Here is a 21,057-nt window from a genome sequence, read left to right as displayed (position 1 = left end):
CTTGACGGACCTGGATGGTTCAAGTAGTGGTCGGTATCAAGTCTCCACCCGCGTGGTGTGGCGAGCCTCACGGGGCGGGTACCGCCGTTCGCCCGATCCGACCGCTCGCCGAGCGACCATCGCGCGAAGAGGTGAACCAAGGCACGATGCCACCCGTGAACTCATCATGCGGGAGGTGACGGCCATGTCGACCCATCGGTACGCCGAGTACGAAGACGACTACGAGGACTACGACGACACGACGGAAGCGCTCGACGAACGGCCGCGCCGCGGGGTCGCCCACCTGGTCAGCGCACTGGGCGGGCTGCTGCTCACCCCGGTCGCGCTGGGGCTGCTGAGCTGGGGCGGGCTGCGCCAGCAGCAGCTGATCCAGGCGACGCTGAGCACCAACCGCGACCCGCTGGGCATCGCGCTGCTGGCCGGCGGGGCGATCCTGCTGCTGGTCGTCGCCGCGCTCGGGGCGCTGTCGGCGGCGGGCCCGATCCTCGGCGGCCTGATCTACGGCGTGCTGCCCGGCGTCGCCGCGATGGCCGTGCCCGAGTGGGGGTTCAAGCTGGTCAACCTGATGCCGAAGAGCGACATCGCGTACGGCGTCATGGACTTCCTCTTCATCGGCGGCCTGCTCGGCGTGGGTTTCCTGCTGGTGGGCAGCGGACTGGCCAACGCGCTGGTCCGGCGGCGCCGAGAGGCCTGAACCGGGCCGGTGGGATCATCGGGCGATGGGTTTGTTCACCGTCGCGGAGGCACGCGACGAACTGGCGCGGCTGCGGCCGGTCCTCGACGAACTGGTGCGCGTCCGGGCCGACGCGGCCGAGCTCGCGGCGGCGCTGCGCCCCGGCGGCCGGGCCACCGAGCTGGGCGGGCTGCCCGAGTGGAAGGCCGCGCAGGCGCGGCTCGACGACCTGATGACGACGGTCCAGCACACCGGCGCCGAGCTCAAGGGGTTCGCGCCGCTGCTGGTCGACTTCCCGGCCGAGCTCGACGGCACCGACGTGCTGCTGTGCTGGCTCGAAGGCGACCCCGAGCTGGGCTGGTACCACCGCGCCGACCTGGGCTTCGCCGGCCGCCGTCCGCTGAAAATCGCTGGTCGGCCCGGCTAGGTTGGGTCCGTGGACCACGACTCGAGGGCAGCCCTCTTCGACAGCACGGCCGAGCACTACGACGAAGACACCTTCCACGCCTTGGTGGCCGACGCACTGGTTGAGCCGTTGCCGCCCGAGCCGGGCCTGGTGCTGGACGTCGCCACCGGGACGGGCTTCGCGGCGTACGCGGCGTTGCGGCTGAAGCCATCGCGTGTGCTGGCTGTCGACTTGTCGCCGGCGATGGTCGAACGGGCCACGGCGAAGGCGGCTTCGCTCGATCCCTCGGGCGTCATCGAGTGGCGGATCGGGCCGGCGGTGCCGATGCCTTCGCCGGACGGGTCGGCCGACGTCGTGCTCTGCGCGTCCTCGCTGCACTTCCTCGGGGCGGTCGCGTTCGAGGACTGGCTGCGGGTGCTGAAGCCGGGCGGGCGGCTGGCGTTCTCGGTCGTGTCGGGGGCGCGGTTCAAGCCGTCGGGCCCGTTCGCGGAGTTCGTGCCGGCGGACCTGTCGTTCCCGCTCGATGAGGCCGGGGCGGGCGCCCTGGCCTCATCGGCGGGATTCGTGGACGTGACCGCCCGGACGTTCACCTTCGACGGCGGCGACCGGGTCCGGAGCGTCTTCCTGGTGCACGCCACGGCCCCGTGACTCAGGCGTGGAAGTGGACCTCGCCGCGGGTGGCGGGGCCGTCCGGGCTGCCGCAGTGCTGGACGAACGTCAGGTCGACGTCGGTCGCCCAGCCGTCCGCGTTCAGGTCGAGCCGGTCGATCGTGAAGTCGGCGTACGCCTCACTGCAGACGTTGCCCATGGTGTAGACGAAGATCCCCGGCGTGGTCTGCGCCTCCTCGCTCTGCCCGCGGAACCGCGCGCCGGTGTACGTGCCGGTGTGCAGGGTCTCCCCCGCCGGTGCGCTCAACTCGACGGTCAGGTACTTCAGCCCCGACGAGACGTCGATCCAGAGTCTGCCGCCGGCGGACTCGAAGACGGCGATCTCGTCGCCCGGCGCCGCGTAGTGGGCGCTGCCCTCCAGCGGCCAGGCGCCCTCCTCCGAGGTGTAGTCCACCGTCTGCAGCGGGTCCGCCGAGGCGACCGGCACGAGCACCGCGCCCAGCCCGGCCGCCGCCGTCAGGACCACGCACGCACGACGAAGTGAATTCACGGAACCTCCCCAGTCCGAGCCGCCCTTCGCGGCACTGCCGGCGATCATGGCAGCGAACTCGTGCCCGGTAGGAGGTGTTTGCGCTGTTCACCACGCTTTTCCCAGATGGGCAACCGAACACCTGTCTCGAGGCGTCTAGTTATGCAACGAAGCGCCCTTGAGGATCTTGTCCACGGCGTTCTTCGGGCCGTGCACCGCCAGGCCCGCCAGGGCCAGCTTCTCCCCCGGCACCGCGCGGACCGCCGCCCGGTTGTCGGCGTCGTTGCCGGTGTGGAACAGCTCGTCGGTGAAGATCGAGAACCGCAGCCCGCGGCCCAGGGCCCGCGCGTGCGCCGCCGTCAGGACGTCGCCGGTGCCGCTGAACACCAGCACGGGCTGGCCGAACATCGGCAGGTACTCGGTGTCGTCGGCGTCGCGGTAGGGCTCGCCCATCAGCTCCGGCGTCACGTGGGCGATCCCGCTCACCAGGAACGCGGTGACGTTGAGCCGCTGCCAGGACGCCAGGTCGTCGCGGAGCAGGACGGCGATCTTCGTGTCGAAGGAACTCATGCCGGACAGACTCGCCCGCTCGCCACCCGCGCGTCTTGTACGTTCTAAACATGGCGCAGGTCGAAGCGTGGCGGCCGGCGGTCCCGGGGATCGCCGAGGTCTTCCACGCGCGCTTCACCACCCACGCCTACCCGCTGCACACGCACGACACGTGGACGCTGCTGATCGTCGACGACGGCGTCATCCGCTACGACCTCGACCGCCACCACCACGGCGCGCTCGGCCCGGCCGTGACGCTGCTGCCGCCGAACGTCGCGCACGACGGGCGGGCCGCCACCAGCCACGGCTTCCGCAAGCGCGTGCTCTACCTGGACACCTCCGTGCTGGGCGAGGACCTGATCGGCGCGGCGGTCGACCGGCCGAGCGTCGCGGACGGCCTGCTGCGCACCCGGATCCACCAGCTGCACGAGACGCTGGCCCACCCCGGCGAGGCGCTGGAGTCCGAGAGCCGGCTGGCGCTGGTCGCCGACCGGCTGCACACGCACCTGGGCCGGCCGGCCCGCCACGAACGGAAGCGCGGTCTGGCCGACGACCTGCGGGACCTCCTCGACGCGAGGCTGCCGGAAGCGCTGACGCTGGCCGAAGCCGCGTCGACGCTGGGGGCGCACCCGGCGCACCTGGTCCGCTGCTTCGGGGCGCGGTTCGGGCTGCCGCCGCACCGCTACCTGACCGGCCGCCGCGTCGACCGCGCCCGCCGGCTGCTGCTCGACGGCTCGCCGGCCGCGGAGGTCGCCGCCGCGGCCGGGTTCACCGACCAGGCCCACCTGACGCGGCACTTCAAGCGGTACCTCGGGACGACGCCGTCGCGGTACGCGAAAACGGCGGCCCGCGGTTCGCGGTCGTCGTCCTCACCGGCCTGACCGCGCTCCGGATGACGTTCCGCTCGCCGGACATGAGGTGGCGTGCGATCACCAGCACGGGCCTGCAGCCGGCGCTGCAGAACTTCCTGATCGCGGCGGTCGCGCTCGTCGTCGCGCACCTGCCGGCGCGCGAAGGTGTGTCAAGATGACCGCATGCTGCGCGAACTGCACCTGACCGGCGACCCGGCCGCCGACAAGCTGCTCAACGACGACCCGTTCGCCCTGCTCGTCGGCATGCTCCTCGACCAGCAGTACCCGATGGAGCACGCCTTCGCCGGGCCGCGGAAGATCGCCGACCGCATGGACGGCTTCTCCCTCGCGAAGATCGCCGCGACCGACGTCGAGAAGTTCGTCGAAATGTGCGTGGTGCCGCCCGCCATCCACCGCTACGGCGGCTCGATGGCCCGCCGCGTCCACGCGCTCGCGCAGCACATCATCGAGAACTACGACGGCCGCACCGAGGGCATCTGGCTCGACGGGCGCCCGAAGCCGGACGGGCCGGAGGTCCTCAAGCGCCTGCGGGCCCTGCCCGGCTTCGGCGAGCAGAAGGCGAAGATCTTCCTGGCCCTGCTGGGCAAGCAGCGCGGCATCCAGCCGAAGGGCTGGCGCGAGACAGCGGGCGCGTACGGCGACCGCGGGTCACGCCGGTCGATCGCCGACGTCACCAGCGCCGAGACGCTCGCCGAGGTGCGGGCGTTCAAGAAGGCCGCGAAGGCCGCGGCCAAGACGGGCTAGGGCCGGGCGAACCACAGCACGTCCGGCTCCCCGCGGGGCACCTCCACCGGTACCTCGCGCACGTCGCCGAAGTGCTCGCGAAGCCGCGCGGCGAACGACGGGGCCGCTCCCGCGCTCCACACCGCCAGCACGCCACCCGGGTTCAGCAGCTCCTTCACCCGGGACAACCCCGCGTCGGAATACAGCGCCGCGTTCCCTTCCGTGACCGTCCACTCGGGACCGTTGTCGATGTCGAGGCACAGCGCGTCGTAGCGGTCGGGCGTCGACTCCAGCCACGGGACCAGGTCCGCCTCCACCACCGTCACCCTGGGGTCGGCGAGCGCGTCGCCATGAACAGTCCTAAGTGGACCTGAGCGGTTCCACGCGATCACCGCCGGCTCGCGCTCGACGACCACGACCGAACCCGCGCCCGCGTCGAGGGCCGCGCGCAACGAAAACCCGACGCCGAGACCGCCGATCAGCACCGAGGCTCCCGGGGTCAGCGCGCCCGTCACCAGGAGGCGCTCGGACTCGCCGTTGCGCGTGTCCATCAGGAACACGCCGTTCTCGATCACTTCGAACGCTTCGCCGTCGCGTCTCAGGACCAGCTCGCCGCCGCGGCCCGCGACCGTCTCCACCACTTCGACCACGGTCCGACCTTCTCACAGCAGGCCGGCGAGTTTGTACAGCACCAGGCTCGCGCCCGTGCCGACCATCGGGATTTCGACGACCGTGTCGAGGAGGTCGAGCGCTTCCGGCGGGATGCCGGTCCGGGCGCCGCAACGTGTTCCCGCGCCGCAGCGCGTGCGGACCCGGACAGCGGGGCTCACCGGCGCCGACGCGCGGCGCCTCCGGATTCGTCGGTCATGCCGGCATTCCAACCCGTTCGCCGGGACCACCGGGCGATCCGCGCTCCTACCCTGGACACGGAGGTGAAGGCCATGCACGCAGGAGTGGGAGACGAAATCCAGGTACACGGCCGGACCGTCGGATCGGCCGAGCAGCGCGGCGAGATCCTCGAAGTCCGCGGGCCCGACGGCGCCCCGCCCTACCTGGTGCGGTTCGCCGACGGGCACGAGGCACTCGTCTACCCCGGGCCGGACTGCGAAGTCCAGGCCCACGCCGACTAGGCGGCGACCGGCTCGCGGACCCGCCCCCACGCCGCCCCGACGAGCAGCAGCGCGAGCAGCGTCAGGGCGGCCGCGACCTCGGGCAGGACCAGCGGCCCGCCGGAGTCGAGCACCGCGCCCCCGACCACGCCGGACAGCCCGACGCCGAGGTAGATCGCCGACGCGTTGAGCGAGAGCACCAGACCGGCGTGGCCCGGGGCCAGCTCGATCAGGCGGTGCTGCACCGGCGGGCTGAACGACCACGTCGCCATGCCCCACACGAACAGCGCTACACCGGCCGCGATCGGGGTCGCCGTCGCGATCGGCAGCAGCGCCATGACGACGGTGATCGACGCCGTCACGACGAGCAGCGGCGCGCGCGAACCCCAGCGGTCGGCCGCCCGGCCACCGGCGAAGTTGCCGACCGCGCCGCCGACGCCGTAGCAGAAGAGCAGCACCGTGACCGCCGTGCCGTGGAGGCCCGCGGTCGCGGCCAGCAGCGGCGACACGAACGTGTAGACCATGAACGCGGCCAGGCAGCCGAGGACCGTCACGGCCAGCATGACGAGCACGCGCGGGTCGCGGCCCGCGGCGAACCGCTCGGCCAGGCTCACCCGGGGCGGGGCGGCGACCGACGGCAGCGCCAGCCGCACGGCCAGCGCGCTCGCCAGCGAGAACGCCGCGACCAGCGCGAACGCCGTCCGGTAGCCGAGGTGCTGCGAAATGAGGCTGCCCAGCGGCACACCGAAGATGAGGGCGACGGTCAGGCCGCCGAACACGAGCGCGATCGCGCGGCCCCGGCGTTCCGGGGCGGTCAGCTGAGCCGCGACGGCGCTCGCCGCGGGGGTGAACACCGCCGCGCCGATCGCGGTCACCACCCGGGCCACCAAGAGCGTGGCGTAGCCGGGCGCGAGCGCGGCGAACAGATTGCCGGCGGCGGTGACGGCGAGCGCGGCGACCAGCAGCGTCCGGCGCTCCCAGGTGCCGGTGACGGCGGCGAACAGCGGCGAGCCGACCGCGTACGCGATGGCGAAGGCCGTGACGAGCTGCGCCGCGGCGGTCGCCGAGACGTGCAGCTCACCGGTCAGCGCGGGCAGCAGCCCGGCGACGATGTAACCGCTGGTCCCGACGCCGAACGCGCCGAAGGCCAGCACCGAGATCCTCGAGGGCGAGGGTGTGGACATGGGTGGATCCCCCCAGCGGAGCGGGCGATTGGTTCGATGAACGTCGTAGTTCGACGACCACCGTACTACGCCGCTCCGACAATTTCGATCGGCGTCGTACAATGGGCCCATGGCCAAGTCCGTCACCCTGCCGCCGATCGTCATGCCCGCGCGGGACGAGATCACCGTCGAAGGCGTGCTCCGCGCCCTCGCCGACCCGGTGCGGCTGGCGATCGTGCGCCAGCTCGCGGCGAGCGGCACGGAGGTCTCCTGCGGGGCGCTGACCGTGCCGGTGACCAAGTCCACAATCACCCACCACCTGAGCATCCTGCGCCAGGCCGGGGTCGTGGCCGGCCGCCAGGAGGGGACCACCCGGTTCAACTCGTTGCGCCGCAACGATCTCGACGCGCTCTTCCCGGGCCTGCTCGACGGCGTCCTGGCCGCCGCGCGCTGATCACCGCGTTACGGTGTGGATCGTCACCCGATATCGGGATGACAACGGCACCCCTCGCTTGTTGGACTGTGCGTAGGCAGCTCACGGCGCTGGGGCCGAACGGCTGCCTTTATTTGTGCCCCCGTACTGAACCGATCCAGAGATCGGCCGAGTAATCGTTTACCCACCCTGGAAGGAGTGCCGTGCCCGTCGCGCTGCTCGCGCTCGCCATCGGAGCTTTCGGCATCGGGACCACCGAGTTCGTCATGATGGGCGTGCTGCCACAGGCGGCCGCCGACTTCGGCGTCGACATCCCGACCGCCGGCTACCTCATCTCCGCCTACGCCCTCGGCGTCGTCGTCGGCGCCCCGCTGCTCACCGCGGTCGCCGTCCGGCTGCCGCGCAAGACCATGCTGCTGGCCATGATGGGCCTGTTCACGCTGGGCAACGCCCTCTTCGCGCTCGCCCCGAACCAGGAGTTCGGCGTCGCGTTCCGGTTCCTCGCCGGCCTGCCGCACGGCGCGTTCTTCGGCGCCGGCGCGGTCGTCGCGTCCAGCCTGGTCGGCCCCGGCCAGCGCGCGAAGGCCGTGTCGATGATGTTCCTCGGCCTGACCCTCGCGAACGTCATCGGCGTGCCGCTGGGGACGCTGCTGGGGCAGCAGGTCGGCTGGCGCGCCACCTTCGGCGTCGTCGCCGTGATCGGCCTGGTCGCCGCGGCGGCCATCGGGAAGCTGGTGCCCCACCAAGGCCGGCCCGCCGACGCGTCGCTGCGGGGCGAACTCGGCGCCTTCAAGCGGCCGCAGGTGCACCTCGCGCTGGCGATCGTCACGTTCGGGCTCGGCGGCGTGTTCGCCTGCCTGTCCTACATCACGCCGATGCTGACCGACGTCGCCGGCTACTCGCCGTCGAACGTCACCCTGCTGCTGTCCCTGGCGGGCGTCGGCATGACGATCGGCAACCTGCTCGGCGGCCGCCTGGCCGACCGCGCGCTGATGCCGGGCCTGTACGCGGCGCTGCTGTCGCTGGCCTGCGTGCTCGGGATCTTCACGATCACCGCGCAGGGCAAGGTCGGCGCGGCGATCACGATCTTCTTCGTCGGCGTCGCCGGGTTCATGATCGGCCCGATGATGCAGGCGCGGATCATGGAAAAGGCGGGCGGCACTCCGTCCCTGGTGTCGGCCGCCGTCCAGTCCGCGTTCAACATCGCCAACTCGATCGGGGCGTACCTCGGCGGCCTGGTGATCGCCGGCGGACTCGGCCTGGTCGCCCCGAACTGGGTCGGCGCACTGCTCGCGGTCTTCGGGCTCAGCCTGGCGATCGTCTCGGGCACCCTCGACCGCCGCGAGGCCAAGGCCGAACGGCGCGAACTCGCCATGGCGTCCTAAGAAGACGCGAACGGGCCGCCGATGATCGTCAGGGCCACGTACAGCACGGCCGCCGCGAGACCGGTGTAGGTCACGATGTCCACGACCTTGCCGCGGATCGCGAGCAGCCCGGCCCTGGCGGCCGGCAGCACCGCCCGCAGCACCGCGGCGAGGAGGAGCGCGACGCCGATCAGCGCCGCGCCCTCCCGCCAGTGGTACTGGACGATCCGCAGCACGGCCACGGCCACCACCAGCAGCACCGCCGCGAACGGGAGCTGGGTGAACCGGGACTGCCTGTTCCGGCGGTCGTGGACGTCCCGCCGGTCCTCGGTCATCGTCATCGGCCCTGAAGACCCTGGACCGAGCGCTCCGCCGCTTCGACGACGTTGCTCACGAGCATCGCCCGCGTCATCGGGCCGACTCCGCCGGGGTTCGGCGAAATCCAGCCCGCGACCTCGGCGACTCCCGGGTGGACGTCGCCGGTGAGCTTGCCGTCCACGTGGGACACGCCGACGTCGAGCACCGCGGCGCCCGGCGCGACCATGTCCGGCGTGATGATCCCGGGCACCCCGGCCGCGGCGACCACGACGTCGGCCCGGCGGACCTCGGCGGCGAGGTCGCGGGTGCCGGTGTGGCAGAGGGTGACGGTCGCGTTCTCGCTGCGCCGGGTCAGCAGCAGGCCTAGCGTCCGGCCGACGGTGATGCCGCGGCCGACCACGGTGACGCGCGCGCCGTTCAGCTCGACGCCGTGCCGCTTGAGCAGCTCGATGATCCCGTACGGCGTGCACGGCAGCGCGCCCCGCTGGCCCAGCACCAGGCGGCCGAGGCTGACCGGTGCGAGCCCGTCGGCGTCCTTCTCCGGGTCGATGCGCTCGAGGACGCGGTTCGCGTCGAGGTGCTTCGGCAGCGGCAGCTGGACGATGTAGCCGTGGCACGCCGGGTCGGCGTTCAGCTCGTCGATGACGGCTTCGAGCTTCTCCTGGGTGATGTCCGCCGGGAGGTCGCGGCGGATCGAGTTGATCCCGATCTTGCCGCTGTCGGCGTGCTTCATCCGCACGTACGAGTGCGACCCGGGATCGTCCCCGACCAGGACGGTGCCCAGGCCCGGCGTCACCCCCTTCGCGGCCAGCGCCGCGACGCGCGGCTCGAGCTCCGCGAAAATGGCGTTCTTGGTGGCCTTGCCGTCGAGAATCTTCGCCGTCACGGGCCCCATTCTGGCAAAGCGACCCCCGCGCGTCGCTTCCAGGCGTGAGTGGTCGCTGCCCGTAGACTGGCCGCTACCCCACACGGTCCATTCGCGACGCTCGCCGCGATCAAGCTGTGATCTACCGCACTTCGCATCACGCGAGGTCAGACCGGGTGCCGCCGGGTCGCCGAGCGGCAAAACCCACATGCGGGGTGCACACGCGCGCGCGAACAGTCAAAATGTGCGGGTGGCACAACCGACGACGCAGCTGAACGCGACCGAGCAGGACACCCTGGTCAAGCAGATCGGACTTGCCCTGCTGCGTGCCGCCCCGCGCGACTGGCGCAAGGTCACCGCGGAGTACCGAGCCGTCGGGAGGTACCACGAGCTGACCGGCGAGATCGTCACCGAGGACGGCACGGTCCACGAGTGGCTCGCCACCCACGACATCGCGACCCTGTTCGGCAGGCTGCGCGGGGGCATGTACCGCGACGGCCGCGGAACGTGGTTCAACGCGCGCTACCAGCTGGACCACCCGTCGAGCTACAACCTCGAGTACAACCGCGACGAGCCGGTGTGGAACCTCGCGCCGCCGCCGCAGGCCTACTCCGACGAGCTGCGGATGTTCCCGCGCACCGAGGAGAACGTGCCCGAGTGGCTGATCCGGCGGATGTCCGGGCTCGGCCCGGAGCAGCCCGGGCCGCACTTCCGGATCGCCCGGATCTTCGACACGATCGGCCCGGCCGGCCGGCCGGTGATCAACCGTCCCGACCTCGAGGTCGAGGAGCAGGACCGGCTGCTGGAGTATTTGGACCACGCGCCGCTGGTCGTCACCGAACGCGGGTACGACATCGACCGGCTCGCCGCGACGCCCGAGGCCACCGTGCCGGTCGCCTTCCACAGCGACGGCCAGTGGATCTGGCCCGCCGCGGTCAACTTCTACCTGCGCAAGTACGGCGTTTCGCCGGAGCTGGACCTGGTCGAGCACGTCCGGGCGGTCGGCTTCAAGCTGCCGCCGGTCGACGAGCCGACGCTGCAGGCCGCCGGCGCGTACCTGACCCGGGGCAACCAGCCGCCGCCGCAGCAGCAGCGGCCCGCCGGGCCGCCGCCGCAGGGTCCGCCGCCGCAGCAGGCGCCGCAGGGGCCGCCGCCGACCATGGTCGCGCCGGCCGTGCCCGCCGTGCCCGCCGGGCCCCCGCAGCACCAGGAGCCGCCGGCGCCGGTGGAGGCCGCCCACGCCCCGGAGGCGCCGGCCGAGGAGCACGGCTACGCCGAAGAGGCCGGATTCGCCGAAGAGGCCTACGACGACCGGGAGTTCGACGACCGCTTCGCCGAGGAGGACTCCTACGGCGAGGAGGAGTACGAGCACCCCGAGCACGCCGCGGGCTCGAACGGCACGTCGCCGGAGCCGGGCCGGGTGCCCGACCTCGAGGAAACCGCGGAGTACGTGCCCGACCAGCCGATCGGGCACGAGGAGGAGCCGCGCGACGGCGCCGCGTTCGACGCCCCGCACGACGCCGAGCCGGGGCACGCCGCGCACGGCGAGAGCGAGGAGCACCCCGCGTTCGACGCCGGCTCGCACCGGGACGACGAGCACGCCGCGCACCGCGAAGACGACGAGCAGGCCGCGTTCCAGCAGCACCGGGACGAGGAGCACGCCGGGTTCCCGCCGCGCCACGACGAGGACCAGCCCGCGTTCCAGGGCCGTGCGGACGAGGAGCCACCCGGCTTCCAGCCTCGGCAGGACGAGCCCGCGCACGCGGCCTTCGCGCCCGGCCGGCCGCGGGAGGAGGAACCCGCGCACGCCGGGTTCCAGGCCCGTGCGGACGAGGAACCGCCCGGGTTCCAGCCTCGGCAGGACGAGCCCGCGCACGCGGCCTTCGCGCCCGGCCGGCCACGGGAAGAGGAACCCGCACACGCCGGGTTCCAGCCGCCGCGGCGCGAGGAGCAGCCGGCGTTCGACCCCGGCCCGCCGACCATGATCACCCAGCCCGAGGTGCCCGGCGTGCTGCCGGTGCCGGAGCCGCCGGCCCCCCAGCCCGAACCCGCGGCGCCGCCACGCTCGGGCCGCCGCGCGTTGCGCCGTGAAACGCCGGACCACCCCGTGCTCGCCGGCCTGCAGGCCAAGCTCGACGAGCTCGAGGTCCCCGAAAGCGGCTACAAGCTGGGCGAGCCGGCTGAGCACGGCTGGAGCGTCGAAGAGGTCGACGAGGGCTGGCGCGTCGGCTGGTATGACGGCAAGCTCAGCAACCCGGCGGTGTTCGGCGACGCCGAAGACGCGGCCGCGTTCATGCTCGGCAAGCTGCTGCTCAACCCGGAGGGCCACGTCCCCGAGCCGGAGCCGGAGCCGGAGCCCGAACCGGAGCCCGAGCCCGAGCCGGAACCCGCGCCGCAGCGGGTCGTCGCGACGCTGTCGCCGGAGGTCGCGACCGGGTCGTACCCGGTCCGCAAGCCGGACCCGGTGGTGCCCCCGCAGGAGCAGACCGCGTTCACGAGCGCCGAGGAGCTCTTCGGCGACCTCGAGGACGACGAGCCGCCGGCCCCGCCGCGTCAGCCCGCTCCGCCCGCGCCGGTCCCGGCCGGGCCGCCGCCGTTGGCGCAGCAGCAGGCCGGCCCGCCGCCGGTGGCCCCGGCGCCGCCCCGGCGCGAGCCGCCGTCGGCGCCGACCGTCCTGGCCGCCCCGGTGCAGCCGGGTGGCCCGCCGGTGCCGCCGCCCGCGCCGGCCGCCCCGCCGGCGCCGCCGCGTCGTGAGGAGCCGGCCCGGCCGGCCGTCAACGGCGGGGGTGGCGGTGGCCAGCAGCAGTGGCCGATCGGGCCGCTGGCCGGCGAGCCGCCGCTGACGTTGTTCCGCGGCAAGGAGCTGCGCGAGCTGCCCGCGGGCAGCGAGCTGGACCGCTTCGGCGGCCCGAACGGCAACCTGACGTACGCGGCGGGCACCCCGTTCGCCGAGCGGTCGCTGGTGCCCGAGTGGGTGAACCGGCCGTACCACGTCTACCGCGTCCAGCGGCCGCTGGAAACGCTGGCCGGCGTGGCGATCCCGTGGTTCAACCAGCCGGGCGGCGGGTCGGCGTACCTGCTGCCGGCGTCGATCGAGGAGCTGCTCGCCGAGGGCGACCTCATCGAGCTCGACCCGGGCGAACCCCCGATCGACTGAGTCCCGCCGCGAAGGCCCCGGCGCTGCCGGGGCCTTCGTCGTGTCAGCGGACGACGAGCCCGTGCGCCGCGGCGAAGGCGATCGCGGTCTCGACGTCGACCTCGGCACCCCGCAGATCGGCCTGCACCAACGCGTTCGCGTCGAGCCGCGCGCCGCGCAGGTCCGCGCCGTCGAACTTGGCGCCTTGGAGGCGCGCGCCGGTCAGGTCGCTGCCGCGCAGGTCGGCGCCGGTGAGGTCCGCTTCGGTCAGGTTGGCTTCGCGCAGCCGCAGGCCGGACAGGCCCAGCCGGCGCAGCCGCGCCTTCGCCAGCGACGCCAGCGAGAGGTCGCACTCGGTCAGGGCGATGCCGCCGAACCCGCTGTCGGTGAACGACGAGCCGAGCAGCGAGCACGACGTCCAGCGGCTTTCGACGAGCACCGTGCGGTCGAAGGTGCACGAGCGGAACGCCGAAGCGTCGTGCCGCGAACGCGACAGGTCGGCCCGGCTGAACACGCAGTCGTCGAAGGTGCAGCCGCGCGTCCGCAGCCCGCTCAGGTCCGCCCCGGTGAAGTCGCAGCCGGTGAACCGGCGCTTTTCCCACCACTGACCGGACAACACCGCTTCGCGGTAGTCCTCCCCCGTCTCCAGCACGGCCCCCAGGGTGCCACACCGGTGCTCAGGCCAGCGCACCCTGGACGTAGTTCATCGCCTCGGCGTACTCGGGCAGCTGCCAAGATCGAAATAAGTCAGTACCTGACCGCTGCATACTGGGCTCATGGGAGTTCCGCTCCGGCCGGTGGCGGCGCGGTCGGTGTACCGCGAAGCCGCGCCGCCCGCCGCGCTCGCGGACGTGCTCGCCTGCGGCTGGCACGGGAGCACCGGCTGGGCGCGGCCGCTGCGCGTGCTGCCCGACGGCTGCGCGGACCTCGTCTGGGACGGCGAGGCGCTCACCGTGGTCGTCACCGTCGGGGCGCCCCTGCGGTTGTGGGTCCCGGCATCGGCAGCGAGGGTCGGCGTGCGGCTGCGGTGCGGTGCCGCGGCCGCCGTGCTCGGCACCGCCATGCCGGAGCTGCCCGCGGTAACCAGGCTGAGTGACCTCTGGGGCGCGGCCGCGCGGCTCGCCGAAGAACAGCTCGCGTCGGCTGATCCCCAGGCGCAGCGCGGAATCCTGGAGTCGCTCGTCGCCCGCCGCGGCGCGACGCCGGACCGGCGGGTGCTGGCCGCCGTCCAGTCTCTCGGCACGGCCACGCGGACGTCCGACCTCGCCGTGGACCTCAGCGAACGCTCGGTGCGGCGGCACTTCCGCCACGCCGTCGGCGCCGGCCCCAAGCAGCTGCACCGCGTCCGGCGGTTCCAGCGGTTCCTGCGTCTTCTGGAGCCCCTCGCGGCCGGGCGGGCGACGCTGGCCGGCGTCGCCGCCGGGCTCGGGTACGCCGACCAGTCGCACCTCGGCCGCGAATGCCGCCGGCTTTCCGGCTCCTCCCCCGCCGCGCTCGTGCGGGTGGCCGAAAAGTTCCAGACGCGGGCGGTGCCCGCGCGGAACGATCGGGCGCATGTTCCGAGTCACCATCGCGGTGCGCGCTGACGACCTCGACGTCAACGGCCACGTCCGCGGCCCGGCCTACCTCGCCTACGCCGACCACGCGCGCTGGGTGTGCGTCCAGGAAGCCGGGATCGTCCTCGCCGAGCTGGCCGCGCGCCGGATCGGGCCGGTGAACCTGGAGACGACCGTGCGGTTCCACCGCGAGCTCGTCCCCGGCAGCGAGGTTTCGGTGGGGTGCGAATTCCAGTGGGGCACCGGCAAGACCTCCCGGGTGACGCAGGAGTTCCACGCGCCGGACGGCACGCTCGTCGCCTCGGTGTCGTCGGTGTCGGGGCTGCTGGACCTGGACCGGCGACGGCTGCTGCCCGACCCCGGCGCGTACTGGCAGGAGCTGGCGGCACACCCGGAACTGCTGGGCCTCGAACCTAAAACGGCGTGATCTTTCCCGGCCCGCTCACTACGGTGGCGCCGTGCCCGACCACGACTACGTCGACCCGTACCTCGCTTCGCTCTACGACGCGCTGAACCCGCGGGAGAGCAGCGGCGACTTCGAGTTCTACCTGCCGATGATCATGGCGGCGGACTCGGTGCTGGACGTCGGCTGCGGCACGGGCTCCCTGCTGCACTGGGCGCGCGAGTCCGGCCACGAAGGCCGGCTCGTCGGGCTCGACCCCGCCGAGGGCATGCTCATCCAGGCCCGGCGCCGGGACGACATCGAGTGGGTGCACGGCGATCTGTCCGGGGTTTCCTGGGACGGCGAGTTCGACATCGCCGTGATGACCGGGCACGCGTTCCAGGTCCTGCTCACCGACGACGAGCTGCGCACGGCGTTGACGGCGATCCACCGCGCGCTGAAGCCGGGCGGCCGGTTCGGCTTCGAGACACGCAACCCGGCCGCCCGCGGCTGGGAGCGCTGGACGCCCGCGAACGTCTGGGAAGCCGGCGAAGTGCGGTCGTGGAACGACGCCGAGCCGTTCGAGAACGGGTACGTCAGCTTCACGACGACCTACGAGAGCCCTGAGTGGGACGCGCCGCAGTACAGCGAAAGCACGTTGCGCTTCCTCGACGTCGGTTCACTGAACAGTTTCCTCGAGGAAGCCGGGCTGGTCGTCGACGAGCAGTACGGCGACTGGGACCGCACACCGGTGACCGACGCGAGCCCGGAAATCATCACGATCGCGCGGCGGCCCCTCACCTGAAGTCCCGCGACTTCGCCTTGATCCGCATCGGCAGCGCCTCGACGCGGTCGGCCAGCACGCTCACGACGCCGTCGGCCTTCTCCACCACCCCGCGGATCAGCAACGCCGGGCTGGCGCGCGCCACGCGGTGGTAGCGCTGCCACAGCCCGAGCGTGCAGATCACGTTGACCATCCCCGTCTCGTCCTCGATGTTGAGGAAGGTGACCCCGCCCGCGGTCGCCGGGCGCTGGCGGTGGGTGACGGCGCCGCCGATCAGCACGCGCGCGCCGTCGTCGAGGTCGGCCAGGCCGCTCGCCGGGACGACGCCGAGCGCGTCGAGGCGGTCGCGGATGAACTCGGTCGGGTAGCTGTCCGGCGACACCCCGGTCGCCCAGACGTCCGCCGCCGCGAGGTCGAGGCCGTCCATCCCCGGCAGCGTCGGGGCTTGCGCGCCGACCAGGCCCGGCAGCTTCTCCGGGCGTTCCCCGGCGACGGCGCCCGCGGTCCACAGCGCCTGCCGCCGGTCACCACCGAACCCGGCGAACACGCCGGCCGTGGCGAGGGCCTCGATCTGCGGGGTCGTCAGCCGCACGCGGCGGGCGACGTCGGCCAGGTCGGTGTAGTCGCCGTTCGTGAGCCGCTCGGCCACGATCCGCATCGCGACGTCCTCGCCGATCATCCGGACGGTGCTCAGCCCGGTGCGCACGTCGTGGAACTGCCCGGTGCCGGCCTCCAGGGTGGCGTGCGGGAGGCTGCGGTTGATGTCGGGGCCGTGCACGGTGACGCCGTGGCGCCGCGCGTCGGCGACCAGCGACTGCGGCGAGTAGAAGCCCATCGGCTGGGCGCGCAGCAGGCCCGCCAGGAACGCGTCGGGGTGGTAGAGCTTGAAGTAGGCGCTGGAGAACACGAGGTGCGCGAAGCTCAGCGCGTGGCTCTCCGGGAAGCCGAAGTTGGCGAACGCCTTGAGCTTCAGGAAGATCTTCTGCGCCAGCTCGTCTTCGACGCCGTTCGCGGCCGCGCCTTCGAGGAACCGCTGCCGCAGGCGTTCCATCTTCCGGTCCGACCGCTTCGACCCCATCGCGTGCCGTAGCTGGTCGGCCTCCGCCGCGGTGAAGTTCGCGACGTCCAGCGCGATCTGCATCATCTGTTCCTGGAACAGCGGCACGCCCTTGGTCTTGTGCAGCGCCTTTTCCAGCAGGGGGTGGTCGTAGCTCCACTTCTCGCGGCCCTGCTTGCGGCGGATGTACGGGTGCACCGAGCCGCCCTGGATCGGACCCGGCCGGATCAGCGCCACTTCGACGGCCAGGTCGTAGAACTCCCGGGGTTGCAGGCGCGGCAGGGTCGCCAGCTGCGCGCGGCTTTCCACCTGGAACACGCCGATCGCGTCGGCGCGGCAGAGCATGTCGTAGACCTTCTGGTCGGTGAGGTCGAGCTCGGCTAGGTCGACCTTTTCGCCCTTGTGCTCCTCGACGAGGTCGAGCATGTAGTGCAGCGCCGAGAGCATGCCGAGGCCGAGCAGGTCGAACTTGACGAGCCCGGCGGCCGCGCAGTCTTCCTTCTCCCACTGGATGACGCTGCGGTTCTCCATCCGCGCCCACTCGACCGGCACGACCTGGCTCACCGGCTCGTGGCACATGACCATGCCGCCGGAGTGGATGCCGAGGTGGCGCGGGAAGTCCTCGAGGGCGAACGCGAGCTGCACGACCTCGTCCGGGATGTCGTGGTCATGGTCCTTTTCGGTGCTGCGCAGGGAACCCCAGCGGTCGATCTGCTTGCTCCAGGCGTCCTGCTGACCGGGCGAGTAGCCGAGAGCGCGGGCCGCGTCGCGGACCGCGGACCGGGCGCGGTAGGTGATGACGTTCGCGACCTGCGCGGTTCTGAGCCGGCCGTGCTTCTCGAAGACGTATTGGATGGCCTCCTCGCGGCGGTCGGACTCGATGTCGAGGTCGATGTCGGGGTAGCCGTCGCGGTCCGGGGCGAGGAAGCGCTCGAAGAGCAGCTCGTTGGCCACCGAGTCGACCTTGGTGATGCCGAGCGCGTAGCAGACGGCGGAGTTCGCGGCCGAGCCCCGGCCCTGGCAGAGGATGTTGTGGTCGTTGCAGAACCGGACGATGTCCCAGACGATCAGGAAGTACCCGGGGAAGCCGAGTTGTTCGATGATCGCGAGTTCGTGCTCGATCTGGTCTTGCGCTTTCTCCTCGTGGGGCTTGCCTTTGAAGCGTTCCTCCGCGCCTTTCCGGGTGAGTTCTCTGAGGTACGTCGCTTCGGTTTCGCCTTTTGGCACGTCGAAAGGCGGCAGCTTGGGGGCGATCAGCTTGAGCGGGAAGGCGCATTCCATGCCGAGCAGGGCCGAGCGGCGGACGGCGCCGGGGTAGCGCCGGAACAGGACGTCCATTTCGGCGCCGCTGCGCAGGAACGCCGTCCCGGCCGCGGGGAGCCAGCCCTCCAGCTCGTCGATGCCGCGGCGGGCGCGGATCGCGGCGAGGGCGTCGGCGAGCGGGGCGCGTTCCGGGCGGGCGTAGTGCGCGGCCGTGGTGGCGACGGTGGGGAGGCGCAGTTCTTCGGCGAGCTTCGTGAGGACGTCGTTGTGCGTGCTGTCGAGCGGCTGGCGGTGGTCGGTGAGCTCGACGTAGACGTTGTCCCGGCCGAAGCGGTCGACGAGTATTTCGAGTTGTTCGGCGGCGGCGTTCGGGCCGTGCGTGAGGAGGGCGGAGCGCACGGCCCCCTTGCGACAGCCGGTGAGCACGACGCACTGCCCGGCGACCTCTTCGGCCACGGCGCCGAGGTCGTAGACGGGCCGGCCCTTTTCGGCTTTTTCGTGGATCTGGCCGGCGGTGATGGCCCGGCAGAGGGCCCGGTAGCCCTGGTCCCCGCGGGCGAGGAGAAGGAGGTGTTCGCCTTCGGGGTCGGCGACGCCGTTCTGGGGATCGGTGAGGCCGAAGCTGAGCTCGGTGCCGAAGACGGTGTTGACGCCGAGTTCCCGCGCGGCCTCGGCGAAGCGCACGACGCCGTACATGCCGTCGTGGTCGGTGAGGGCGATGGCATCGAGTTCGAGGCGCGCGGCTTCTTCGACGAGCTCTTCGGGATGGCTGGCGCCGTCGAGGAAGCTGAAGTTGGAGTGGCAGTGCAGTTCGGCGTAGGGGACGCGGACGGTCTCGCCGCCGTCGTCGTTGCGCCGGGTGGGGAGGTTTTGCGGTCGCCGGTAGGCCTCCCGGCGGCGGCCCCAGGCGGGGCTGTCGCCGTGGTCACCGGGAGGGACCCCGCCGGCGAGGGTGCGAGCGAGGTCCTTCCAGGGGACGGGTGGGTTGTTCCAGCCCATTCAGCGACTCCCGGGCTGGTCGGAGTCGGGGTGGCGCCCGGCGGCCCGGCGGCGGCGGTGCCAGTTGCTGGGGTGGTTCCAGCGGCTGCGGGCTTCGGCTTCGCTCATGCCGGGCCGGTCGGTGGTGGGGTCGCCGGGGAGACGGCGGAGTTGCGGGCTCGGCTCGGCGGTTTCGCTCGCGCCGAACCGGTCGCCGGGCAGGCGCGGGTTTTGCGGCCGCTCATCGGCCTCGCCCGCCCCGAGCCGATCGCCGGGCAGGCGCGGGTTTTGCGGCCGCTCATCGGCCCCGCTCGTGCCGAGCCGGTCGCCGGACAAGCGCCGGTCTCGCAGCCGCTCATCGGCCTCACTCGCCCCGACCCGATCGCCGGGCAGGCGCCGGTTCCTGGAGCGCCGCTCGTCGGGGGCGCTCATCCTGCAGCCGTTCTCCTCCGAGGCTCGTGGAACCGGGAGCGCGATGACCGGGCACACCCACTCTTCCTCGAGTTCCTCGAGTTCCTCGGCCGGCTCCCGCGGCAGCCGGCCGCGGACCGTCCACCTGTCCGGGTCCTCCTGCGGGGCCGGTACCTCGCGCAGCCACTCGCGCTCTTCCTCCGTGCCGCGTGGGGTTGCCTCCGGCTCCGCCTTCAACCAGGCCCGGAGCTTGCGTGCGTAGTCCTCGTCCATGCTCAGTCGTACACTCCCTCGACCGTCCACAGTGGATTTTCCGTGCCCGTGCCGTGCAGCAGCACCGCCTCGGGCGGGTCGTCCCGCTCGCCCGCGAGCAGCAGCTGCAGCCGCGCCCGCCGCGGGCCCGGTCTTCGGCGGTCGCCTGCCAGGGGCCACGGCCCCGCCCACCCCACGACCTCCCGCGGCGGGCCGCCGGTGATGCTCAGCCCGTGCGGGACCGCCGTCAGCTGGTCGCGGGCCGAGATGCCGACCGGGCCGCCCTCGGCGTCGACCACCTGGGCCGGCACCGGGCGGTCGAGGACCGTCGCCGGGGACGGGGCCGGCAGCCGTCCGGGCCACGTCGCGTCCGGTGGCGTCGCCCGCTCGCGCGGATCGCCCCACGGCACCAGCCGGACGCGGCCCGCCGGGTCGCGGCCGCCGTCGAGCAGCGGCGTCACCACGCCCTCCGGCCCGAGCAGGCCCTGGACGCGCACGAACGCCCGCGCCGCTCGCTCGTCCTCCTCCTCGGAACCGCCGCTGCGCCACAGGTCGAGCTGCAGCGACCGCCCCTCGACGACCTCTTCGGGTTCGAGCCGCAGCCGCACCACGCCGGACGTCGGGCGCTGCCCCGGCGCCGCGCGCAGCCAGCCTTCGAACTGCCAGCGCACGCGGTCGGCGACGCCGGTGGGCGTCAGCGGTTCCGCGCACCGCCACGCGCGGCCGAGGTGTTCGCCCTCTTCGGTGACCGCGTAGATGCCGAGCCGGGTGCAGGCGAGGCCGTGGCCGGCGAGCGCGGCGCAGAACCGCGCCGCGAGGCCCTTGGCGAGGAACGCGGCGACGTCGACCCGCTCGACGACCGGGTCGAACTCCTCGGTCAGCGTCAGCTCGGGTGGCGGGCTCCGCCGCAGTGGCGGGCGTTCGGACCGGCCCCGCGCCAGCCGGTGGGCCAGCACGCCGGCCGCGCCGAACCGGTTGACGACGTCGCGTTCCGGCAGTTCCGCGAACGCGCCGAGGGTGCGCAACCCGAGGCGCCGCAACAGGTCGACGAGGTCCGCGCGGTCGGCACCGGGCTGGTCGAGCTCGGTCACGGGCAGCGGGGCGAGGAACTCGGCGACGCGCCCGGGTTCGACGAACTCCCCGCACCGGGCGGCGAGCGTCGCGGCGAAGAGCCCTTCGGCGACGCCGACCTGGCATTCGACGCCCGCCGCGGCGGACACCTCGTCGACGAGCCGTTCGACGAGGGCGTGCTCGCCGCCGAAGTACCCGGCGGCGCCGTCGACGGGGACGGCGACGAGCCCGGGCCGCACGACTTCGACTCCGACGACGAGGCCTTCGACCGCCCGCGCGACGGGTTCGAAGAGCCGGGCGTCCCTGCCGTCGTCGGCGGCGAAGACGGCCAGCTCCGGGCAGTTCGACTGGGCTTCCCGCCGCCGCATCCCCCGCCGGACGCCGTTGCGCCGGGCGCCGGCGTTGCTCGCGACGACCCGGTTGGCGCTGAAGACGGCGGCGGGCGAGGTGACGGGCACCCCGCCGACGGCCGCGGCGGCGACGACGGGCCAGTCCGGGCACCAGAGGACGAGCATTCGCGTGGCGAGCTCGGCGGACCGCCGTGGCGAGGGGAC

General features: G+C 72.9%; 24 protein-coding genes. 13 read left to right on the top strand and 11 right to left on the bottom strand.

Annotated elements, in window-relative coordinates:
• Positions 1–184: 184 nt before the first annotated feature.
• The 3 genes from ACWEVP_RS11460 to ACWEVP_RS11450 are packed head-to-tail and all read left to right on the top strand — an operon-like array spanning position 185 to position 1,727.
• Positions 185–694, top strand: coding sequence for a hypothetical protein (locus tag ACWEVP_RS11460; RefSeq protein WP_372672400.1), 510 nt, complete (start codon positions 185–187; stop codon positions 692–694).
• A gap of 25 nt (positions 695–719) precedes the next feature.
• Positions 720–1,100 carry a DUF2203 family protein gene (locus tag ACWEVP_RS11455; protein ID WP_452062445.1) on the top strand — a complete coding sequence of 127 codons (381 nt, stop codon included), beginning with the start codon at positions 720–722 and terminating at the stop codon, positions 1,098–1,100.
• A gap of 9 nt (positions 1,101–1,109) precedes the next feature.
• A complete protein-coding gene (locus tag ACWEVP_RS11450; RefSeq protein WP_452062444.1) occupies positions 1,110–1,727 on the top strand; it encodes a class I SAM-dependent methyltransferase in 618 nt (205 codons plus the stop codon).
• A 1-nt stretch (position 1,728) separates the two neighbouring features.
• Here ACWEVP_RS11450 and ACWEVP_RS11445 read toward each other — a convergent pair whose 3' ends face one another.
• Positions 1,729–2,238 carry a hypothetical protein gene (locus ACWEVP_RS11445; RefSeq protein ID WP_452062443.1) on the bottom strand — a complete coding sequence of 170 codons (510 nt, stop codon included), beginning with the start codon at positions 2,236–2,238 and terminating at the stop codon, positions 1,729–1,731.
• 135 nt (positions 2,239–2,373) lie between these two features.
• Positions 2,374–2,787, bottom strand: coding sequence for a DUF2000 family protein (locus tag ACWEVP_RS11440; RefSeq protein ID WP_452062442.1), 414 nt, complete (start codon positions 2,785–2,787; stop codon positions 2,374–2,376).
• Between the two features lie 50 nt (positions 2,788–2,837).
• On the opposite strand from ACWEVP_RS11440, the gene ACWEVP_RS11435 reads away from it, so the two are divergent.
• Genes ACWEVP_RS11435 through ACWEVP_RS11425 form a run of 3 tightly spaced genes read left to right on the top strand, consistent with a single transcriptional unit; the run spans position 2,838 to position 4,382 of the window.
• Positions 2,838–3,647 carry an AraC family transcriptional regulator gene (locus ACWEVP_RS11435; protein ID WP_452062441.1) on the top strand — a complete coding sequence of 270 codons (810 nt, stop codon included), beginning with the start codon at positions 2,838–2,840 and terminating at the stop codon, positions 3,645–3,647.
• A gap of 11 nt (positions 3,648–3,658) precedes the next feature.
• Positions 3,659–3,796: a hypothetical protein gene (locus tag ACWEVP_RS11430; protein WP_452062440.1), complete on the top strand. Its 138-nt coding sequence runs from the start codon at positions 3,659–3,661 to the stop codon at positions 3,794–3,796.
• Between the two features lie 4 nt (positions 3,797–3,800).
• On the top strand, positions 3,801–4,382 hold the full coding sequence (locus ACWEVP_RS11425; RefSeq protein ID WP_452062439.1) for an HhH-GPD-type base excision DNA repair protein: 582 nt from the start codon (positions 3,801–3,803) through the stop codon (positions 4,380–4,382).
• On the opposite strand, the gene ACWEVP_RS11420 is transcribed toward ACWEVP_RS11425, so the two are convergent.
• The gene (locus ACWEVP_RS11420; protein WP_452062438.1) at positions 4,379–5,011 is read right to left on the bottom strand and encodes a spermidine synthase; all 633 of its coding nucleotides are present in this window, start codon (positions 5,009–5,011) and stop codon (positions 4,379–4,381) included. The genes ACWEVP_RS11425 and ACWEVP_RS11420 overlap by 4 nt on opposite strands.
• 12 nt (positions 5,012–5,023) lie before the next feature.
• On the bottom strand, positions 5,024–5,191 hold the full coding sequence (locus ACWEVP_RS11415) for a hypothetical protein (protein ID WP_452062437.1): 168 nt from the start codon (positions 5,189–5,191) through the stop codon (positions 5,024–5,026).
• Positions 5,192–5,302: 111 nt separating this feature from the next.
• On the opposite strand from ACWEVP_RS11415, the gene ACWEVP_RS11410 reads away from it, so the two are divergent.
• Positions 5,303–5,491 (top strand): DUF1918 domain-containing protein, encoded by a 189-nt coding sequence (locus tag ACWEVP_RS11410; protein ID WP_284745509.1) that lies wholly within the window; start codon positions 5,303–5,305, stop codon positions 5,489–5,491.
• Here ACWEVP_RS11410 and ACWEVP_RS11405 read toward each other — a convergent pair.
• On the bottom strand, positions 5,488–6,654 hold the full coding sequence (locus tag ACWEVP_RS11405; RefSeq protein ID WP_452062436.1) for an MFS transporter: 1,167 nt from the start codon (positions 6,652–6,654) through the stop codon (positions 5,488–5,490). The two genes, ACWEVP_RS11410 and ACWEVP_RS11405, sit on opposite strands and share 4 nt — an antisense overlap.
• 109 nt (positions 6,655–6,763) lie before the next feature.
• Here ACWEVP_RS11405 and ACWEVP_RS11400 point away from each other — a divergent pair, with 109 nt between their 5' ends.
• Both ACWEVP_RS11400 and ACWEVP_RS11395 read left to right on the top strand, forming a co-directional pair.
• Positions 6,764–7,087, top strand: a complete 324-nt coding sequence (locus tag ACWEVP_RS11400; protein WP_452062435.1) for an ArsR/SmtB family transcription factor — start codon at positions 6,764–6,766, stop codon at positions 7,085–7,087.
• Between the two features lie 182 nt (positions 7,088–7,269).
• Positions 7,270–8,451 (top strand): MFS transporter, encoded by a 1,182-nt coding sequence (locus ACWEVP_RS11395; protein WP_452062434.1) that lies wholly within the window; start codon positions 7,270–7,272, stop codon positions 8,449–8,451.
• Here ACWEVP_RS11395 and ACWEVP_RS11390 read toward each other — a convergent pair.
• Together ACWEVP_RS11390 and ACWEVP_RS11385 are read right to left on the bottom strand one after the other, a co-directional pair.
• The gene (locus ACWEVP_RS11390; protein WP_452062433.1) at positions 8,448–8,771 is read right to left on the bottom strand and encodes a DUF3017 domain-containing protein; all 324 of its coding nucleotides are present in this window, start codon (positions 8,769–8,771) and stop codon (positions 8,448–8,450) included. The genes ACWEVP_RS11395 and ACWEVP_RS11390 overlap by 4 nt on opposite strands.
• The gene (locus ACWEVP_RS11385) at positions 8,768–9,634 is read right to left on the bottom strand and encodes a bifunctional methylenetetrahydrofolate dehydrogenase/methenyltetrahydrofolate cyclohydrolase (RefSeq protein WP_452062432.1); all 867 of its coding nucleotides are present in this window, start codon (positions 9,632–9,634) and stop codon (positions 8,768–8,770) included. Before ACWEVP_RS11385 ends, ACWEVP_RS11390 begins: the two co-directional genes overlap by 4 nt.
• A gap of 223 nt (positions 9,635–9,857) precedes the next feature.
• Between ACWEVP_RS11385 and ACWEVP_RS11380 the strand changes: the two genes are divergently transcribed.
• Positions 9,858–12,770, top strand: a complete 2,913-nt coding sequence (locus ACWEVP_RS11380) for a glycohydrolase toxin TNT-related protein (RefSeq protein ID WP_452062431.1) — start codon at positions 9,858–9,860, stop codon at positions 12,768–12,770.
• 43 nt (positions 12,771–12,813) lie between these two features.
• Here ACWEVP_RS11380 and ACWEVP_RS11375 read toward each other — a convergent pair whose 3' ends face one another.
• Positions 12,814–13,401 carry a pentapeptide repeat-containing protein gene (locus ACWEVP_RS11375; protein ID WP_452062430.1) on the bottom strand — a complete coding sequence of 196 codons (588 nt, stop codon included), beginning with the start codon at positions 13,399–13,401 and terminating at the stop codon, positions 12,814–12,816.
• Between the two features lie 124 nt (positions 13,402–13,525).
• Here ACWEVP_RS11375 and ACWEVP_RS11370 point away from each other — a divergent pair, with 124 nt between their 5' ends.
• From ACWEVP_RS11370 to ACWEVP_RS11360, 3 genes are read left to right on the top strand one after another with little or no spacing between them, the layout of a single operon-like run.
• Entirely contained in the window at positions 13,526–14,335 is an 810-nt protein-coding gene (locus tag ACWEVP_RS11370) for a helix-turn-helix domain-containing protein (RefSeq protein ID WP_452062429.1), read from the top strand.
• Positions 14,304–14,732, top strand: a complete 429-nt coding sequence (locus ACWEVP_RS11365; RefSeq protein WP_452062428.1) for an acyl-CoA thioesterase — start codon at positions 14,304–14,306, stop codon at positions 14,730–14,732. The genes ACWEVP_RS11370 and ACWEVP_RS11365 overlap by 32 nt, the downstream gene beginning before the upstream one ends.
• 31 nt (positions 14,733–14,763) lie before the next feature.
• Complete coding sequence (locus ACWEVP_RS11360; RefSeq protein ID WP_452062427.1) at positions 14,764–15,492, top strand: class I SAM-dependent methyltransferase; 729 nt, start codon at positions 14,764–14,766, stop codon at positions 15,490–15,492.
• Here the strand turns inward: ACWEVP_RS11360 and ACWEVP_RS11355 are convergent.
• From ACWEVP_RS11355 to ACWEVP_RS11345, 3 genes are read right to left on the bottom strand one after another with little or no spacing between them, the layout of a single operon-like run.
• Complete coding sequence (locus ACWEVP_RS11355; RefSeq protein ID WP_452062426.1) at positions 15,485–18,790, bottom strand: error-prone DNA polymerase; 3,306 nt, start codon at positions 18,788–18,790, stop codon at positions 15,485–15,487. The two genes, ACWEVP_RS11360 and ACWEVP_RS11355, sit on opposite strands and share 8 nt — an antisense overlap.
• Positions 18,791–19,453: a hypothetical protein gene (locus ACWEVP_RS11350; protein ID WP_452062425.1), complete on the bottom strand. Its 663-nt coding sequence runs from the start codon at positions 19,451–19,453 to the stop codon at positions 18,791–18,793.
• A gap of 2 nt (positions 19,454–19,455) precedes the next feature.
• Positions 19,456–21,018: a DNA polymerase Y family protein gene (locus ACWEVP_RS11345; RefSeq protein ID WP_452062483.1), complete on the bottom strand. Its 1,563-nt coding sequence runs from the start codon at positions 21,016–21,018 to the stop codon at positions 19,456–19,458.
• Between the last annotated feature and the right edge of the window lie 39 nt (positions 21,019–21,057).

This window comes from Amycolatopsis sp. NPDC003865 (assembly GCF_053605345.1).
This window is presented reverse-complemented; position numbering and strand designations above follow the sequence as displayed.